The 17,952-nt window shown below is 73.8% G+C and carries 12 protein-coding genes; 8 read left to right on the plus strand and 4 right to left on the minus strand.

What is annotated here, in order from left to right; translation table 11 throughout:
* Nucleotides 1–120: 120 nt before the first annotated feature.
* From WAB15_RS16530 to WAB15_RS16540, 3 genes are all read left to right on the plus strand, one after another.
* Nucleotides 121–1,530 (plus strand): carbohydrate ABC transporter permease, encoded by a 1,410-nt coding sequence (locus WAB15_RS16530; RefSeq protein WP_407286724.1) that lies wholly within the window; start codon nt 121–123, stop codon nt 1,528–1,530.
* Nucleotides 1,527–2,444, plus strand: a complete 918-nt coding sequence (locus tag WAB15_RS16535) for a carbohydrate ABC transporter permease (RefSeq protein WP_407286725.1) — start codon at nt 1,527–1,529, stop codon at nt 2,442–2,444. Before WAB15_RS16530 ends, WAB15_RS16535 begins: the two co-directional genes overlap by 4 nt.
* 416 nt (nt 2,445–2,860) lie before the next feature.
* Nucleotides 2,861–3,820, plus strand: coding sequence for a class I SAM-dependent methyltransferase (locus tag WAB15_RS16540; RefSeq protein ID WP_407286726.1), 960 nt, complete (start codon nt 2,861–2,863; stop codon nt 3,818–3,820).
* Between the two features lie 60 nt (nt 3,821–3,880).
* On the opposite strand, the gene WAB15_RS16545 is transcribed toward WAB15_RS16540, so the two are convergent.
* Complete coding sequence (locus WAB15_RS16545; protein ID WP_407286727.1) at nt 3,881–4,606, minus strand: class I SAM-dependent methyltransferase; 726 nt, start codon at nt 4,604–4,606, stop codon at nt 3,881–3,883.
* 250 nt (nt 4,607–4,856) lie between these two features.
* Between WAB15_RS16545 and WAB15_RS16550 the strand changes: the two genes are divergently transcribed.
* From WAB15_RS16550 to galE, 3 genes are all read left to right on the plus strand, one after another.
* Nucleotides 4,857–8,540, plus strand: a complete 3,684-nt coding sequence (locus WAB15_RS16550; protein ID WP_407286728.1) for a CDP-glycerol glycerophosphotransferase family protein — start codon at nt 4,857–4,859, stop codon at nt 8,538–8,540.
* Between the two features lie 296 nt (nt 8,541–8,836).
* Complete coding sequence (locus WAB15_RS16555; protein ID WP_399146994.1) at nt 8,837–10,486, plus strand: glycosyltransferase family 2 protein; 1,650 nt, start codon at nt 8,837–8,839, stop codon at nt 10,484–10,486.
* Between the two features lie 45 nt (nt 10,487–10,531).
* Nucleotides 10,532–11,509 carry a UDP-glucose 4-epimerase GalE gene (galE, locus tag WAB15_RS16560; RefSeq protein WP_399146995.1) on the plus strand — a complete coding sequence of 326 codons (978 nt, stop codon included), beginning with the start codon at nt 10,532–10,534 and terminating at the stop codon, nt 11,507–11,509.
* 25 nt (nt 11,510–11,534) lie between these two features.
* Here the strand turns inward: galE and WAB15_RS16565 are convergent, their stop codons facing one another.
* From WAB15_RS16565 to WAB15_RS16575, 3 genes are read right to left on the minus strand one after another with little or no spacing between them, the layout of a single operon-like run.
* Complete coding sequence (locus WAB15_RS16565; protein ID WP_407289235.1) at nt 11,535–12,200, minus strand: class I SAM-dependent DNA methyltransferase; 666 nt, start codon at nt 12,198–12,200, stop codon at nt 11,535–11,537.
* Between the two features lie 55 nt (nt 12,201–12,255).
* Nucleotides 12,256–12,528, minus strand: coding sequence for a DUF1876 domain-containing protein (locus tag WAB15_RS16570; protein WP_399146996.1), 273 nt, complete (start codon nt 12,526–12,528; stop codon nt 12,256–12,258).
* Nucleotides 12,529–12,551: 23 nt separating this feature from the next.
* Entirely contained in the window at nt 12,552–14,165 is a 1,614-nt protein-coding gene (locus WAB15_RS16575; RefSeq protein ID WP_399146997.1) for a glycosyltransferase family 2 protein, read from the minus strand.
* A 271-nt stretch (nt 14,166–14,436) separates the two neighbouring features.
* Here WAB15_RS16575 and WAB15_RS16580 point away from each other — a divergent pair, with 271 nt between their 5' ends.
* The gene (locus tag WAB15_RS16580; protein WP_407286729.1) at nt 14,437–16,956 is read left to right on the plus strand and encodes a YfhO family protein; all 2,520 of its coding nucleotides are present in this window, start codon (nt 14,437–14,439) and stop codon (nt 16,954–16,956) included.
* Nucleotides 16,953–17,927 carry a glycosyltransferase family 2 protein gene (locus WAB15_RS16585; protein WP_407286730.1) on the plus strand — a complete coding sequence of 325 codons (975 nt, stop codon included), beginning with the start codon at nt 16,953–16,955 and terminating at the stop codon, nt 17,925–17,927. Before WAB15_RS16580 ends, WAB15_RS16585 begins: the two co-directional genes overlap by 4 nt.
* Nucleotides 17,928–17,952: the final 25 nt, after the last annotated feature.

Raw genomic sequence — 17,952 nt, forward strand, 5'->3', positions numbered from 1 at the left:
CGTCGTTGAGAGTGCATTGTCCGGGCGATGAGAAGGCGTCGTCCGGGCGATGAGAGGGCACCGTCCGGGCACCGAGAGCCTGCCGCCGACCGCTTCGACCGGGACCGGGGGACCGTCACGATGAGCGACCGACAGCGCGACCCGAAGAGCCGCGTACGGGGCGACGTTCGGGCCGGCGCGACCACCGAGGCCGGCGTGGCCGGCAAGGCCGGCGCGACCGGCGGCGGCCGCAGGGGGCGTGAGGGTCTGCCGGCCACCCGCCGCTGGATCGCCGCGGTGTTTCTGCTGCCGGCGTTGCTGCTGCTGGGTGCGCTGGTGGTCTATCCCATCGTGTTCTCCGTGTACCGCAGTCTGTTCGACGCGTCCGGTGACGGGTTCGTGGGGCTGGGCAACTACGGGGAGATGTTCTCGGACGAGGCCATCCGTACGGCGTTGCGGAACAACGTCGTCTGGGTGGTGGTGGCGCCGACGGTGTCGACGGCGCTGGGGCTGGTCTTCGCGGTGCTGACCGAGCGGATCCGGTGGGGCACCGCGTTCAAGTTGGTCGTGTTCATGCCGATGGCGATCTCGATGCTGGCGGCCGGGATCATCTTCCGGCTGGTGTACGACCAGGACCCGGAGCGCGGGGTCGCCAACGCGGTGTGGGTGGGTGTGCATGACACGTTCGCCGATCCGGCGCCGTTCCCCGGTGCCAAGCCGCGGCCGCGCGCCGATCTCCGGCCGTCCGGTGGCGGCGCGTTCACCACGCGGTCGGCCGTACGGGCGGGCTCGGCGGTGGATCTGCCGCTGGTCGCGGTGCGGCAGGACGATCTGCGGGGGGCGAGGCCGGCGGTCGCCGCCGTGCCGCGGCCCGGGAAGGTCACCGGCACCGTCTGGTTGGACTTCACCCGCGGTGGCGGCGGCCGGCCCGATGTGATCGACGGCGGGGAGCGGGCGCTGGCGGGTCTGACGGTGGAGGCGGTCAGGGACGGCCGGGTGGTGGCCGCGGCGACGACGGCGGCGGACGGCACGTACGCGCTGCCCGCGGAACAGGCCGGCGGTGCGCGGCTGCGGCTGCCCGCGAGCAACTTCGCCGAGGCGTACGGCGGTGTCGACTGGCTGGGGCCGGCGCTGGTCACCCCGGCCATCATCGGCTCCTACGTGTGGATGTGGGCCGGTTTCGCGATGGTGCTGATCGCCGCAGGGCTGGCGGGGGTGCCGCGTGAGCTGCTGGAGGCGGCGCGGGTGGACGGGGCCGGCGAGTGGCAGGTGTTCCGCCGGATCACGGTGCCGCTGCTGGCGCCGGTGCTGGTGGTGGTGCTGGTCACGCTGATGATCAATGTGCTGAAGATCTTCGACCTGGTCTACATCATCGCGCCGGGCTCCAGCATCCGGTCCGCCAATGTGCTCGCGCTGCAGCTGTTCCAGTCGTCGTTCGGCACGGATGTGGACGAGGGGCTGGGCAGCGCGATCGCCGTGTTCCTGCTGCTGCTGGTGATGCCGGTGATGTACGTCAATCTCCGGCGCATACGGAAGGAGCGTCGCCGATGACGACCGTGGACGGTGCCGTACGGGACCGGCGGGCCGGCGCCTCGGGTGGCGCGGTGCGGGCCGGGCGGCCCCTCGCCGCGCGGCTGGTGGCGCGGGCGGGTGGCGGCGCCATGCGGATCTTCCTGGTCCTGGTCGCCCTGTTCTGGCTGATGCCGTCGGTGGGGCTGCTGCTGTCGTCGCTGCGCGGTCCGCAGCGGATCGCCGGGTCCGGCTGGTGGCAGGTCTTCGCCGAGCCGGCCCAGATCACCTGGGACAACTACAGCCGGCTGCTGGCCAACGAGAAGGTGATGGGCTCGCTGCTGACGACGGCCTCGATCACGGTGCCGGCCACGGTGCTGGTGGTGGTCATCGGGTCGCTGGCCGGTTATGCGTTCGCGTGGATGGACTTCCCCGGGCGGGACGGCTGGTTCCTGGTCGTGGTGGGGCTGCTGGTGGTTCCGGTGCAGGTGGCGCTGATCCCGGTGGCGAAGCTGTTCGGCGCGGTGGGGCTGTTCGAGACGACGGCCGGGGTCATTCTCTTCCATACCGCCTTCGGGCTGCCGTTCGCGGTGTTCCTGCTGCGGAACTTCTTCGCGGAGATCCCGCGCGAGCTGCTGGAGGCGGCGCGGCTGGACGGGGCGGGTGAGCTGCGGCTGTTCACCCGGGTGGTGATGCCGCTGGGCGGTCCGGCGATCGCGTCGCTGGGGATCTTCCAGTTCCTGTGGGTGTGGAACGACATGCTGGTGGCGCTGATCTTCGCGGACAGCGGCAGTCCACCGATCACGGTCGCGCTGCAGCAGGAGGTGCGGCAGTTCGGCAACAACATCGATGTGCTGGCGCCGGGTGCGTTCTTGTCGATGGTGGTGCCGCTGATCGTCTTCTTCGCCTTCCAGCGGCAGTTCGTCTCGGGTGTGATGGCGGGCGCGGTGAAGTAGGCCCGCCGGGGGGGCGGCCGGGGGACCGGTGCAGAACCGGTGCACGACCGGTGCCGCGGGGTCTTTTGTTGTTATCCCGCGTTCATGTCGGTCCCCCTACGATGTCGGGCATTGCCGTGAAAGGCATGGTGCGTCGGCGCCTTGTCGTGGAGACTGCCTAGCGGTGCTCGCGCTGGTGTGCGAGCGATGACGCCCGGGCCCCGCGCGGGTCGCGCCGGTGTGCCGCGGCCATGACGCCGGGCGCGTTCATAACTGCAGATATCGCACGAATACCGCACGAACATCGCACAGATTCCAGACAGCACCCATATCCCCCCATATCCATATCCCTTGTCTCCGCTGTCCCCACCCTCTCCACCACCTGTCCCCGAGTGCATTTCGCCCTACGTTCCCGACCGTCTGGAGACGGACCGCACATGACTGCCCCCATCGCAGACCAGAGTGCCGAACAACTCCCGCGCCCCACCCGGCTGTCCGAGGTCAAAGGCTGGTTCTTCACCGCCGATCAGCTGCTCTTCGACTGGTTCCTGGCGCATCAGCAGGACCGTTCCGAGTCGGGTGACCTGCTCGAACTGGGCGCGTACATGGGCAAGAGCGCGATCTTCCTCGGTGCGCGGCTGCGCCCGGACGAGCGCTTCACGGTCTGCGATCTCTTCGACTCCCCCGCCGAGGACGCCTCCAACTCCAAGGAGATGAGGAAGTCCTACGCGACCCTGACGCGCCGCGCCTTCGAGGCCAACTACCTCGCGTTCCACGACGAGTTGCCCACCATCGTGCAGGGTCTCAGCTCGATCGTGAGCGACCACGTCGAGCCCGGCTCGGTGCGCTTCGCGCATATCGACGCCTCGCATCTGTACGAGCATGTGCACGGCGACATCCTCGCGGTGCGCGAGCTGCTCACCGGCAGCGGTGTGGTGGTGCTGGACGACTACCGCGCCGAGCACTGCCCGGGAGTGGCCGCCGCCACCTGGCAGGCCGTGGCGAACGAGGGGCTGCGCCCGATCTGCATCACCGGCACCAAGTTCTACGGGACGTGGGGCGACCCCGAGCCGGCGCAGAAGGCGCTGCTGGAGTGGATGGCGGCGCGCGGCGACATCTGGCACGAGGTGCAGTACGTCAACGACGCCCCGCTGATCCGGCTGAGCGCCAAGGGCGCCGAGGAGCCCGCCCAGCCGGTCTCGCGCCATCGGGCGGTGCCCGCCCCCCGCGCCGCGCAGCGGCCGTCGGCCACCCGTCCGGCGGCGTCCGGGGCCCGTCCGGCGTCCCGTCCGCCGGTTCCGACGCGGAGCACGGTGCGCAGGGTGGCGCTGGATGTGCTGCCGCCGATCGTCACCCGGGCGATCGTCAGGGCCCGGAAGCGGGCGCGTACCCGCTGAGGCGGACGGGCCGGGGGCGGCGCGCCGCCCGCCCCGGGCCCGCGGGCGCGGCGTCGCGCGTCACCTCGGCACCGAGTCCGTGAACCTGCCCACGCCCTCTCCCGGGACCTGCGCCACGAGGACGAAGGCATTGGACCGCAGCAGCATCCCGGCCGGCCGCGGCAGCGGATGGGAGTAGGTGCGGCGGACGGCCAGGCCGGCGGATTCGGCGAAGGCGCGCAGCAGGTGGAAGTCGGTGAAGCGGACCGGGGCGGGGCCGGCGGCCCGGTGTCCGGCCTCCTGCGGGGTGATCAGCAGTACGCCGCCGCCGGGCCGTACGTAGCGGACGTAGGCGCGCAGCAGCTCTTCGACCTGTTCGTCGTCGAGGTGCTCCAGGACGTGCGCGGTCAGCAGCGCGTCGAAGGCGCCGGGTCTGGCGTGCGGGCCGGCGAGGAAGGCGTCGGCGGTGTAGGCGGTCAGTCCGCGGGTGCGGCAGCGTTCCACGGACTGCGGGTCGTGGTCGACTCCGACGCTGCCGGGGGCGCATCCGGCGAGGGTGTCGCCTTGTCCGCAGCCGATCTCCAGTACCCGTCCGGCGCCGATGCGCCGCAGTTGGCGGCGGTAGGGGGTGCGGTCGGGCAGGAGCCGGGCGAGGCCACTGCGGGCCCGGTCGACCGGCAGCCGGGCGGTGGAGGCGGCCGGGGCGGTGCCGGTGGAGCAGGCGGCCGGGGCGGTGCGGGGGTCGCTGCCGGGCGGCTGGGCATCGGGGCTGTCGGTGGCGGTGGAGCTGTCGGTACGGCCGGGCATCGGGACGCGGTCACCTTCCCTGGGGACTCGGCGCGCGGGGCGCCATAACGCTGTGCATCGGGTCTACGGCATCCGACGTGCGCCCGGCGCTACGGCGCGCCGACAGTTGGGCACTGAGCGTAAGCATCCGGACACGTCCTGTCGGTGGTGCGTCTCACCCTTTCAGCGCAGATCCGGTGACCGTGCCGCCGGTGGTGAGTTGAACGGTCCGGTCTTGTGCATCGCCAGTCCGGAAAGGCTTGGTCCGCGTATGAAGCCTCGGCTCACCGTCGTCGTCCCCGTGCATCGCCTGGAGGGTTCCGAGCGGAATGTGGAGGAGTGCCTGGATTCGGTGGCGGCTCAGACGCTGACCGAACTGGATGTGGTGATGGTGGACGGCGGGCCCGCGGAGGGGCCGGCCGGTGGGGCGGAGGGCACGCCCGCCGCGGTCGCCCGCCGGTTCGCCGAGCGGGATCCGCGGTTCCGTATCGTCCACCACCCGGGGGGCGAGGCGGCGGGCGGGTGCGGTGCGGTGCGCAACACCGGTGCCCGGCACGGCTATCCGCACACCGACTACCTGGCGTTCCTCGACGCCGACGACGTGCTGCTGCCGCGCGCCTACGAGGACCTGGTGGGCCTGCTGGACAAGTCCGGTTCGGATCTGGCGACGGGCAACGTCTACCGCCTCGGCGCAGCCGGCCGCAGCCAGTCCACGTACCACCCGGAGACCTACGGGACGGCGCTGCGCACCCACATCACCGAGGACCTGTCGCTGCTGTCGGACTGCTTCGCGCGCAACAAGGTCTTCCGGCGCGCGTTCTGGGAGCGGCATGAACTGGCCTTTGCGGAAGGGGAGTTGTGCCACGACGCGGCGGTGACGCTGCCGGCGCACTTCCTGGCCAGGACGGTCGACGTGCTGCATGAGCACGTGTGCTACTGGCGGCTGCCGGAGGGGCCGGGGCGGCAGCGGGGGCTCGATGCGCGGGGTGTGCGGGAGCGGTTCGCGGCGGTGGCCGCGGTCCGCCGCTTCCTCGCCGATCCGGCCCGTACCCATCTGAACGCCTATCAGCGCGACTACGACCGGGCGCAGCTGACCGACGGGCTGCTGGATCTGGTCGAGACGCTGCCGGCCGCGGCGCCGGAGACCCGGACGGCGTTCCTGGACTGCGCCCGGGGCTTCCTGGCGGGTGCCGATCCCCGGTTGTTCCCGGCGCTGCCGGTGGAGCTGCGGATGCGCTGGTATCTGATCCGCGCGGGGCGGATGGCCGATCTGCTGGCGCTGCTGGCGCACGAGGCGCGCAACCCGGCGGGGTTCGCGGTGGCCGGTCCGCCGCTGCGCAAGCGGGCGGTGCTGCCGCTGGGCGGCTCGGCGGCGGGTGGCGGGCGCGGCGGTGCGGGAGAGGCCCCGGCGCTGGAGCTGCCGCCCGGTGTGACGCGGCTGGAGCGCGCCGACTTCCCGGTGCGGGCGAAGGTCGCCGAGGCGGTGTGGCGCGAGGGTGTGTGGTGCCTGCGCGGTTATGCCTATATCCGCAATCTGGCCGCCGCGCACCGGCACAGCTATCTGCGGACGGCGGTGCTGTCGTGCGGCCGGCGGCGGATCCTGCTGCCGCTGCGGCCGCTGCTGATGCCGGAGGCGACCGTCGAGTCCGGTCAGGAGCAGCACTGCTACGACTGGTCGGGCTTCGAGGTGCGGTTCGATCCGGCGCGGCTGCGCCGGGGCGGGCGCTGGGAGGAGGGCGAGTGGCGGGTCGGGGTGCTGCTCACCTCGGCGGGTGTGGTGCGGGCGGCGGCGCTGGGTGCGGCGCAGACGGGGTCGGGTGCCGCGCCGGGCGCCTTCGACGTGGCCGACGAGGGTGCGGCGGGGCGGGTGCGGATCACGCCGGGGTACGGGCAGGGGCGGCTCGGGCTCTCGGTGGCGCGCCGTACCCGGCGGCTGGCCGGGCATCGGGTGGCGGCCGGGGTGCTGGAGGTGACGGTGGCGGCTCCGGGGCCGGCGCCGTCGGCGCTGCGGCTGACGCATCAGGGGACGGGGACGGTGGTGTCGTTCCCGGTGGAGACGGCTCGGGAGGCCGCGGGCCCCGGGGAGGCGGGGGGTGCCGCGGCCCCTGGGGAGGCGGCGGGCGCCGCGGCCCCGTACGGCGCCGGGCCCGGGCAGCTGACCGTGCGCATCCGTCTGGACGCGCTGGCCGCGGCGCGGCCCGTCCGCGACGGTGCGCCCGCGGCGATCGCCCCGGTGCACACCGAGAGCTGGTCGCCGGAGCTGGTGCTGGCGGGCGGCGGCACCGAGGCGATCGCCTGCGAGGCGGGGCTGGAACCGGTGGCGTATCCGCTCTCGCACGGCCGTGAGCTGGTGGTGGCGGCCACCGCGGCGGGGAACGTCGTGCTGCACGACCGGACTCCGCAGCCGTATCTGGACCGGGTGCTGTGGCGCCCCGACGGCGCGCTGCTGGTGGCGGGCGGGCTGCCGGACGCCGCGCCGCACGCCACCGAGCTGGTTCTCAAGCACGCCGCGCACGCGACCGAGTTGGCGTTCGCCACCACGCACGACGAGGGCCGGTTCCATGGCACGCTGCCGCTGGGGGCGCTGCCTTCGCTCGCCGGGCCGGTGCCGCTGCGGGAGGGCCGCTGGAGCCTGCATCTGCGGGAGCGGGGGGCGCCGGGCTCGCCGTTGGACGCGCCGGTGCGGATCGCGCCGGCCGTCTGGGAGGGGCTGCCGGCCGGCTGTACGGTCGGCGGCAAGCCGCTGACCCTGGACCGGCAGCTGCACGACGAGGCGCTGGTGATCGCGGGTCCGGCGCTGCCGGTCACCGACCGCGGCCCCTACCGGCGACGGGTGCTGCGCGAGCAGCACTATGCGCTGCACCGCTCCCGCCCGTTGCGGGACACCGTCCTGTACAGCAGTTTCGGGGGCCGTGCGTACGGGGACTCGCCGCGTGCGGTGCACGAGGAGCTGGTGCGCCGAGGTGCGGAGGTGGAGCATCTGTGGGCGGTGCGCGATGCGCAGGCCGCGGTGCCGAAGACGGCGCGGGCGGTGGTGGTGGGCAGCGCCGAGTGGCACGGGGCGCTGGCGCACAGCCGCTGGGTGGTCACCAACACCCATCTGCCGCGCTGGTTCACCCGGCGCGGCGGGCAGCGCATCATCCAGACCTGGCACGGCACTCCGCTGAAGCGGATCGGCGCGGATCTGGCGGGCACGCTGTGCGCGGGGCTGGCGCATCTGGCGCCGCGGCCGCGGGTGAGCCGGCAGTGGAGCGTGCTGCTGTCGCCGAACGCGCACAGCACTCCGGTGCTGCGGTCGGCGCTGGCTTATTCGGGGCGGCTGCTGGAGACCGGTCTGCCGCGTACGGACGCGCTGTTCGCCGCCGACCGCGACCTGAGGGCGGCGGCGGTGCGGGAGCGGCTGGGCATCGCGCCGGACCGGAAGGTGGTGCTGTACGCGCCGACGCCGCGGGACGATCTGGCGTACGACGCGGGGCACCACCGGCTGCATCTGCCGCTCGATCTGGAGTTGGCGCGGCGGGAGCTGGCGGACGGCCATGTGCTGCTGGTGCGCAGTCATCCGCTGGTCGCCGACCGGCTGCCGGCCCATCACGCGCCGTTCGCCGTGGACGTCTCCTGCTATCCGGACGCCACCGAGCTGCTGCTGGCCGCGGACGTCCTGGTCACCGACTACTCCTCGTTGGCCGCGGACTTCGCCAACACGGGCCGCCCGATGCTGTTCCTGACCCCCGATCTGCCGCACTACCGCGATGCGCTGCGCGGTTTCACGCTGGACTTCGAGGCCCGGGTGCCGGGTCCGCTGCTGACGTCGACCGGTGAACTGATCGACGCGCTGGGCGACTTGGAGGCGATCGCGGCGGCCGGCTCGGACGCGTACGCGGACTTCCGGGAGACGTTCTGCCACCGGGACGACGGCGGGGCGGCCGGCCGGGTCGCGGATCTGATGGAGCGGTGAGGCTCCGAGGGGGTGGTGGCACGAGGGAGCGGTGGGCGGGCCGGTGCGCGGCAAGGTGAGGGCGCGCGGATCGGCATCGCACGGCGTTCGCGTCGTTACAGCATGTGCGGGTTCCCTTGCGGGCGTCCGCACGCCCGGCTCCCGACTCCGTCCGGTCATGGGATGGCAATGAGGCGGAAAACCGAGGCGGCGGGTGCAACCGCGCGCCGGGATTCCCCCTCTGACCCATCGGATATGGGTACGGATCCCGCTCGCGCCAAGTGATGCTGTCGACACGAAATGTAGATTTAGTGACTGTGAAAGAAGCCCTAGAGCCTCAGCCAGGGCCCACCATCACGCCATCCGCGCAGGTCAGCATCGTCGTCATCGCCTTCAACGATGCCGTCCATGTCGGCGATGCGGTGCGCTCCGCGCTCACGCAGGAGACGCCCGGGGAGACGGTCACCGAGGTGATCGCGGTGAACGACGCCTCCACCGACGGCACCGGCGCCGCCCTGGACGCCCTCGCCCGCACCGAGCCGCGGCTGCGGGTCATCCACCGCAGCGAGAACAGCGGCGGCTGCGGCACTCCCCGCAACGACGGTCTGCGCGCCGCCACCGGGCGGTTCGTGATGTTCCTGGACAGCGACGACGTGCTGCCGCCGGGCGCGGCGCGGGCGCTGCTGGCCGCCGCGCTGGAGCACGACGCCCCGGTGGCGGCCGGCGCCTGTGTGCGCCGTGAGCTGCCGGCGCGGCGGGACATCCCCTGGCTGCCGGCGCTCTACCGCGAGGCGGCGGTGCACGAGTCGGCCGCGTCCAGTCCCCAGCTGGTCCGCGACACCCTCTGCGTCAACAAGCTCTACGACCGGGCGTTCCTGACCGAGCACGGCATCGTCTTCCCCGAGGGCCGCTTCACCTACGAGGACTTCGTCTTCACCGCCCGGGTGCTGGCGGCCGCGCCGCGGATCGCGACCATCCCCGACAGCGTCTACGTCTGGCATGTGCGCCGCTCGGCCGCCAAGCAGTCGATCTCCCTGGACCGCAAGGACGTCGCCAACTGGCAGGCGCGGATCGAGGCGCACCGCACCAGCGTGCGGATCTTCCTGGACGCCGGGCACAAGGCGCTGGCGCAGGCCGCCGCCACCAAGTTCCTCGATCACGATCTGCGGATGTACGTCCGCGAGCTGCACACCCGCGGCGCCGACTACCGCGCGGAGTGGTGGCGGCTGACCCGCGACTACCTGGCGGGCTTCGACGAGGCGGAGCTGCGGGCGGCCCGGGCCCCGGCCCGCTGGCTGGCGCGGGTCGTGCTGGCCTCCCCCGTCCCGCGTGACCTGGACCGGCTCACGCAGCTGGCGGGCCGGCCCGGCCGGCTGCTGCCGCCGTACGCGGAGGCCGACGGGCGGGCGGTGTGGTCGGCGGACCTTCCGGGGATCGAGCTGGAGGCGATCGGCAGCAAACCGCTGCACCGGCTGCCGGTGACGGTGGACGCGGAGCCGGCGGTGGCCGGCCGCGGTGTGCTGCGGCTGCGTGTCCACGATCTGTACGGGCGGCTGGCGGCGGCCGGGCCGGAGAGCATCGACGTGGAGCTGCGGCGCCGGCGCGACGACCGTCGCGGTCCGGTCCACACCGCGGCGCTGACGCCCGCGGCGGGCGGCGCCGGGGCGGAGGCCTGCTGGTCGGCCGAGGTCGTGCTGGACATAGAGGCGCTGGCCGAGCGCGGCAGCGGCCGCGCCGAACCCGAGCCGTGGGACCTGATGGCGCAGGTCAGCTGCGCCGACGGCGCCGGCTTCCGGGCCGCTCTGCGGGCCACCGGTCCGGGGCTGCGGCGCCGGGTCCTGCCCAGCCGGCGGCACGCGGTGCTGCTGGTGCAGCCGTACGCGACGACCGGCGGCGCACTGTCGCTGCGGGTCGCGTCGGGGCTGCGCAGCGTGTGGCGGATCGCCGCCCGCCGGCTGCGCCGCTGACCGCCGCCCCTTTCGTTGTCCGACCCCGAGCCTAGGATTGGCGCTATGTCTTACTTGATCACGGGTGGTGCCGGCTATATCGGCTCCCATGTCGTACGGGCCCTGCGGCAGGCGGGGGAGCAGGTCGTGGTGCTGGACGACCTGACGACGGGCGTGGCCGCCCGGCTGCCCGAGGGCGTCCCGCTGGTCGTCGGCTCGACCCTCAACCGCGCCCTGCTCGACGAGACGATCGCCGCGCACGGCGTCACCGATGTGGTGCATCTGGCCGCCAAGAAGCAGGTCGGCGAGTCCGTGGAGATGCCGCTGCTGTACTACCGGGAGAACGTGCACGGCCTGCAGACGCTGCTGGAGGCGATGGCCGCGGGCGGCGTGGGCCGCTTCGTGTTCTCCTCCTCCGCCGCCGTCTACGGCATGCCGGACGTCGACCTGGTCACCGAGGACACGCCCTGCACGCCGATCAACCCCTACGGCGAGACCAAGCTGGTCGGCGAGTGGATGGCCCGTGCGGCGGGCCGGGCGCACGGCATCGGCACGGCCTGTCTGCGCTACTTCAACGTCGCCGGCGCGGCCACCCCCGAGCTCGCCGACACCGGCGTGTTCAACATCGTGCCGATGGTGTTCGAGAAGCTCACCGAGGGCGCCGCCCCGCGGATCTTCGGCGACGACTACGACACCCCCGACGGCACCTGCATCCGCGACTACATCCATGTCGCCGACCTCGCCGACGCCCATGTGGCGGCCGCCCGCAAGCTCGCCGAGCCGGGCCCGGTGGGTGATCTGACGCTGAACATCGGCCGGGGCGAGGGCGTCTCGGTGCGCGAGTTGATCGGCCTGATCACCGAGATCACCGGCTATGAGGGCGTCGTCCCCGAGGTGACCCCGCGGCGCGCCGGCGACCCGGCCCGGGTGGTGGCGGCCGCCGACCGGATCGCCGCGGAGCTGGGCTGGAAGGCGCACCACGACGTCCGCGACATGATCACTTCGGCGTGGGCGGGGTGGCGCCACCACCACCCGCAGGGCTGACGCGGCAGCCCGCCGCCGGGTGCGGTCAGCCGGCGTCGGCGGCGGGTTTGCGGGCGGTGAGGTAGGCCTGCGGGGTCGACTCCCCCAGCACCTCCTCAGGCTCCCGCAGCAGCCGGGACCGTACGTCCAGCCCGGCGCCCGCCAGCAGTTCGGCTATCCGGTCGGGCTGTCGCCTGCGGAAGTCGAGCGAGACGGGGTGGCCGAAGGGCCGCGCCAGGCGCAGCGGTTCGTCGCCGGCCTGGAAGGCGACGAGCAGATGGCCGCCCGGGGCGAGCATCCGGTGGAACTCGGCGAACAGCTCCGGGAGCCGCTCCAGCGGCGTGTGGATGATCGAGTACCAGGCGACGATGCCGCCGAGGGAGCCGTCCGGCAGGTCCAGGTCGAGCATCGACCCGACGTCGAAGCGCAGGCCGGGGTACTCCCGCCGGGCGAGGGCCACCATCTCGGGGGACAGGTCGACGCCGGAGACGGGCAGCCCCAGGGCGTCGAGGTGGGCGCTGATCCATCCGGGACCGCAGCCGAGGTCGGCGACGGGCCCGGTGTCCTCGGCCCGCACGATGTCGGCGAATGCGGCGAGCACGGCCCGGTCCCAGTGCCTGGTGGCCATGGGATCGCGGAAGTGCTCGGCGTAGTCGGTGGCGATGGTGTCGTAGAAGGTGCGGGTGTCGGTCAGGAACTCCGGCTCTTCGATCATGGCCGGGCACCCTACTCCGCGGGGCGCGGGCGGGGTGCCGCGGCCTTGTGGGTCAGGTCAGCGGGTGCGAGGTCCGGCCCGACGCCTCGTCGATCTCATCGTGTGCCTTCGTCAGCAGCCTCATCGCCAGTTCGTTGAGCGCTCTGGCTCCCGCGACCTCTTCGCCGACCCTCGGCTGGTTGGCGTCGGCGGGGTGGCGGCTGGCGTACCCGTGCGCGCGGACCTCGCTCCCGTCGGGGAGCCGTACGAGCGCGGCGGCGCGGGTGCGGTGGGTGTCCTCCTCGAATTCCAGCTCTACATGCCATCCGACAGCGGTCTGCAACATCGCGATCACCTCCGAAACCGCTGTTACCAGAGTGCGCCCACCGGCGGACCGGCGCACGGTGTGCCCAGGTGGAGGTGGAGGTGGCCGTGCGGCCGGGAGCGAAAGAGGGTGGCGACGGCGGGGCCGGCCGGGCCGCGGGCGACGGTCCGCGGTGCGAGGCCGGCGGCGTCCCGGCCGTCCGGTGGGGCTTTCGGGTCGGCCGGTGTCTCCGGTACGAGCCAGGCCTCGCGCCGCAGGGCGGGTCCGGTGGTGCCGGCGCCGCCGTGTGCGGTGACGGCGACCTTGAGTCCCCAGGTGCCGTCGGGCAGCGGACGGCCGTCGGCCGCGGTCGCCGGGTCGACCTCGGCCAGCCAGTGCTCGCCCTCGTAGCGGGCCGGTATGCGGTAGTCGCCGCCGCTGCCGTGCAGCAGGACCTCGACGGCGCCGCCGCCGAGGTGGGGCAGGGCGGCGGTGCCGCGCAGGCGGACCGCGCCGCCGCTCCACCGCCAGCCGGTCAGCCGCTGGCGCAGCACCATGCGGTCGGTGAGGTCGTAGCAGGTGTCGGGCAGGGTCCGGGCGGGGTCGCGGAAGTAGGGGTAGCGGGCGAAGACCCGTCCGTCGGTGTCGATGTGCGGGGGCCGGGGCCGGGTGCCGGTGTCGGCGCGGACGACGGCGGTCAGTTCGTCGTCGAGTGAGCGGCGCAGGCAGTGGGCGCGCAGGCGGAGGCCGGGGGGAAGGGCGGCCAGGACCCGGTCGGTGAGGTAGCGGTCGACCAGGGGGCGGGCGGCGGCGGCCATGGCGCGGCGGCCGGCCGTGTCGCGGGCGAGGTAGGGGGCCGCGAAGGGCATGAGGATCTCGCCGTGGAAGTGGCGGACCATCAGGGTGTCGCGGTGCGGGCCGGGCGGGACTTCGGCGGCGACGCCGGCGAGGACGCCGCCGATGTAGTCGAGGTACTCGCACCAGTCGGTGTCCTGGCGGCTGGCGTTGCTGTCGTCGGGCCGGCCGTGGAGGTAGTAGCAGTCGTAGTCGGCGACGACGGAGACGGTCTCGGCGCGCAGCAGGGCGGTGATCCCGAAGGGGAGGTCCTCGGCCAGGAGGCGGCCTTCGGTGAAGCGCAGCCGGTGGTGTTCGACGAAGGAGCGGCGGAAGAGCTTGTAGGCGGCCAGGGTCCAGTAGACCGGGGAGTCGAAGGGGGTGACGGCGGCGGCGGTGGTGCGCAGGTCGACGGGGGCGGCCCGGCCGTCGGCGCCGACGATGCGGCCGTAGACGATGTCCGACCCGTGGGTTAGGGCCATGCGGGTGAGCCGGGCCAGTGCCTCGGTGCCGAGGTGGTCGTCGGAGTCGAGGAAGAAGAGGTAGTCGCCGGTGGCGTGGGCGAGGCCGACGTTGCGGGGGCGGCCGGCGCCGCCGGAGGCAGGCTGGTGGACGACCGTCAGGTTGGGGTGGTGGCGGGCGCGTTCGGCGAGGTACCGCGCGCTGCCGTCGGTGGAGCCGTCGTCGACCGCGATCACCTGGATGCGGCGCTGGTCGAGGGTCTGGGCGAAGACCGAGCCGAGGCTGCGGTCGAGGTAGGGCCGGGTGTTGTGCACGGGTATGACCACGGAGACGGTGGGCGGCGGGGCGGTGTCCGCGGCCGCGGTGTCGTCGGATGCCGGCATGGCGCCCTTTCCTCGGTCGGTGTCGTCGCGGTCGGCCGGGGTCCGCCCCGGCGCAGCGCGTCGTGTGGTCCCGTGCCGCCTCGCGTGTGGGAGCAATCCCCCGAAAGCCCCGCGTCCCAGCGGAGCGAAACGGACTATTAAGACATATAACGTTGGGTGAATGTTCGCCGAGTGTGGAGGACTGCCGGTGGCTCCGACGCCCGCCACCCCACAAGAGGCCCTCCGGCCCCGGGAGGTCACCCGGCCCCTTCCCCCGAGTGGACACCCGGCGGTGGCACGCGGGGCCCTGGGCCGGCTGGCCGCGCCGGGGCTCGCGGCGGCGCTGTCCATGGGGGCGTACTGCCTGGCGCTGGCCCTGTACGGCAGCTATCCGTTCGGGCCGCGCTCCCGGGCCGTCAACGACCTGGGCAACCAGTTCGTGCCGTTCCACGCCCGGTTGTGGGACCTGCTGCACGGCCACACCACCGGGGACCTGTTCTTCAACTGGAGCAGCGGCTACGGCGTTCCGTTCCTCGCGGACTTCTTCACGTATCTGATGAACCCGTTCTCCTGGCTGGTCGGGCTCTTCCCCCGCGAGCTGACCGACCTGCCGGTCTTCCTGGTCACGCTGTTCAGCATCGGCCTGGCCGCCGCCTTGATGACCGTCTTCCTGGGGCGGCTGCACCCGGGCCCCGGGGTGCTGCGGGCGCTGGTGTCGGTGGGGTACGGGCTGTGCGCCTGGGTGCTGAACGACGGGTTCGCCGATCCGATGTGGATGTGGGGGCTGGTCGCGCTGCCGATGACCGGGATCGCGGCGGAGTGGTGCCTGCGCCGGACCCGATGGGTGGCCGGCACCGGGCTGGTCGCGCTGGCCTGGGCGGGCAACTTCTACACGGCGGCGATGGCGACCCTGGCGATGGCGATGGTGCTCGGGCTGCGGCTGCTGACGGCGCCGGGGACGGCAGCGGCGGACCGGCTGCGGGCGCTGGCCCGGGCGGTGTCCATGGCGGCGTGCGGCATCCTGCTCGCGGCGCCGGTGCTGACCGTCTCGCTGGAGGCCAGCCGGGTCGCCCAGCCGGCGCCCGAGGTCCGCTACGGCGACCGGCCCGCCCCGCTCTACCAGGTGGCGCAGCTGCTGCCCGGCGGCCATGGCGGGGCGCCGGCGCCCAATGTCTCCATCGGGGTGGCGGGGCTGCTGCTGGTCGCCGCGTTCCCGTTCGTGCGCGGGGTGCCGGCGCGGGTGCGGATCGGCTGGTACGCCCTGGCGGCGGGCGTGGGCGCCTCGTTCGTCTGGGAGCCGGCGATCCTGCTGTGGCACGGTTTCGCGCTGCCCAACGGCAGTCCCTACCGGGCCGCCTTCGTGCTCAGCGGGATCCTGGTGATGATCTCCTGGCTGGCGCTCGCGCACCGCCCGCGGATCGGCGAACTGGCCGCGGGCGGGGCGTTGGTCGCGCTGCTGGCGTGGCTGAGCCGCGACCAGGGGGCGGCCGGCACCGCGACCTGGATCCTGGTGGCCGGCGGGGGCGGTGCGACCCTCCTGGGGCTGGGCGCGCTCGCGGCGCTGCGCGCGCCCCGTGCGCGCCGGGCCGTCACCGCCGCGCTGACCGCCGCCGTCCTGCTCACCTCGGCGTACACGGCCTTCTCGGTGACGGCGGTACGGGACAAGATCGCGTGGTTTCGGCCCAAGCCCACGCTGGACCCGGTGTCGCTGGCGGCCCGGGACGTGCTGGGCGCGCGCGGCGACTGGCCGCGGCGGCGCACCGACCCCGGCCCGCACGAGTTCGCCAACAACGATCCGCTGCTGATCGGCGGCGAGGGCGGCTCGTACTACAGCAGCTATGTGCCCGCGGCCACCGCCCGCGCGCTGCGCGACCTGGGCGCGGGCTGGTACATGAGGGGCCGTCACACGCTCAGCTTCGAGGACCCGGTGGGGCAGGCGATCATGGGTGTGGGCAGCTATCTGTCGCCGGGCCCGGACCGCCGCCGGCCGTTCGTCCCGCACCGCGCGCGGCCCCCGGCCCCGCTGCTGACCGTCCGCGACCGGCTGCCGGGTCCGCTCACCGGCGAGCGGACCGTCTTCGCCCGCCAGGAGCGGGTGCTGGGCGCCCGGGTCTACGAGGTGCCGGACCTGGCGCCCGCCGCGGGCCCGGCCCCGGCGCCCACCCGCGGCGGCTGGCTGCTGCCGGACGCGGCGGACCACGGCGGCGCGGGCACCGCCTTCCGTGCCCGGTGCGCCCCGGGCGGCACCGTCGTGTGGTCCGCGCCGTGGTTCTCCGGGCGGGTCGGCGGGCTGGGCGGGCGCACCAAGGGGATCGGCGCCCGGGACCGCACCGCCAATCCGGTGCGGACGCTGGGCCGGGTGCCCGCCGACGGCACGGTCGTGGTGCGCTTCACCGGCCGGGGCCGCCAGCTGGTGCCCGAGCACGCCCTGGGGTGCCTGTCGCGGGCCCGGCTGGCCGCGGCGGTGCGCGCCCTGCGGGGGCCGCGCGAACTGACGGCCGGCGGGCACGCGCTGACGGCCCTGCTGCCCCGGGGCAGCAGGGGGCACGCGGTGCTGGCGGTGCCGGCCGTCGCGGGGTGGGGCTGCTCGGTGGACGGCGGGCCGTTGGGGGCCCCGTCCTCGTTCGGCGGGCTGTTGGCCGTCCCGCTGGGCTCCGGTGCCCGGCGGCTGACGTGCGCGTATGAGCCGCCGGGCCTGAAGTCGGGGCTGGCGGCGAGCGGCGCGGCCGCGCTGGCGCTGGCCATGGTCGCGCTCGGGGGACGTCTACGGAGCCGCCCACGGCTTCACTCCCACCAGGAGGTTGGCCGATGAGGCTGTCCGTCGTCGTCCCCTGCTACAACGAGGAGGCCGTGCTCGGCCGCTTCGACGCCGCGATCCGCGCGGTCCTGGAGCGCCTCGCCGTCCCCTACGAGCTGGTCTACGTCGACGACGGCAGCTCCGACGGCACCCTGGCCCGGCTCCGCGGCCTCGCCCAGCAGCACCGCGGCACCACCCGCTACCTGTCCTTCAGCCGCAACTTCGGCAAGGAGCCCGCGATACTGGCCGGCCTGCGGGCGGCCACCGGCGACGCGGTGATCATCATGGACGCGGATCTGCAGCATCCGCCGCCGCTCGTCGAGAAGATGCTCGACCTCTACCAGCTCGGCCACGACCAGGTCGTCGCCCGGCGCAGCCGGGACGGCGACCGGCGGCTGCGGACCGCGCTCAGCCGGCTGTACTATCGCGCCGTCAACAACTGGGTCGAGGTCGAACTCGCCGACGGCGTGGGCGACTTCCGGCTGCTGTCCCGCAAGGCCGTGGACGCGCTGCTGTCGCTGCCGGAGTACAACCGCTTCTCCAAGGGCCTGTTCTCCTGGATCGGCTTCGACACCATCACCTTCGACTACCGCAACGCCGCCCGGGAGGCCGGCGAGACGAAGTGGCGCCTGGGGTCGCTGGTCAACTACGGCATCGACGGCATGCTGTCGTTCAACTGCCGCCCGCTGCGGGCGGCCATCTACGCCGGGCTGGGCCTGGCCTCGCTCGCCGCGCTCTACACCCTGTGGATCATCGGCGCGGCCGTCGCCGGCGGGGTCACCGCCCCGGGCTATGTGACGCTGGTGGCGATCATCGTGGGGCTGGGCGGGCTGCAGATGGTGATGCTGGGGCTGATCGGCGAGTACATCGGGCGGATCTACTACGAGGCCAAGCGGCGGCCGCACTTCCTGGTCAAGGAGAGCGACAGCGCCGCCCCGGTCCCCGAGCCGGCCGGCGCCGCCACCGCCGGCTCGCAGACCGGCTGATGCCGGCCGTGGAGCGGGCCCCCGT

It is taken from the genome of Streptomyces sirii (assembly GCF_045690365.1).
GTDB classification, from domain to species: Bacteria; Actinomycetota; Actinomycetes; order Streptomycetales; family Streptomycetaceae; genus Streptomyces; species Streptomyces sirii.

Coding starts and splice junctions, on each gene's coding strand:
- WAB15_RS16530 (WP_407286724.1), top strand. CDS start 121: ATGAGCGACCGACAGCGCGACCCGAAGAGCCGCGTACGGGGCGACGTT.
- WAB15_RS16535 (WP_407286725.1), top strand. CDS start 1,527: ATGACGACCGTGGACGGTGCCGTACGGGACCGGCGGGCCGGCGCCTCG.
- WAB15_RS16540 (WP_407286726.1), top strand. CDS start 2,861: ATGACTGCCCCCATCGCAGACCAGAGTGCCGAACAACTCCCGCGCCCC.
- WAB15_RS16545 (WP_407286727.1), bottom strand. CDS start 4,606: ATGCCCGGCCGTACCGACAGCTCCACCGCCACCGACAGCCCCGATGCC.
- WAB15_RS16550 (WP_407286728.1), top strand. CDS start 4,857: ATGAAGCCTCGGCTCACCGTCGTCGTCCCCGTGCATCGCCTGGAGGGT.
- galE (WP_399146995.1), top strand. CDS start 10,532: ATGTCTTACTTGATCACGGGTGGTGCCGGCTATATCGGCTCCCATGTC.
- WAB15_RS16570 (WP_399146996.1), bottom strand. CDS start 12,528: ATGTTGCAGACCGCTGTCGGATGGCATGTAGAGCTGGAATTCGAGGAG.
- WAB15_RS16575 (WP_399146997.1), bottom strand. CDS start 14,165: ATGCCGGCATCCGACGACACCGCGGCCGCGGACACCGCCCCGCCGCCC.
- WAB15_RS16585 (WP_407286730.1), top strand. CDS start 16,953: ATGAGGCTGTCCGTCGTCGTCCCCTGCTACAACGAGGAGGCCGTGCTC.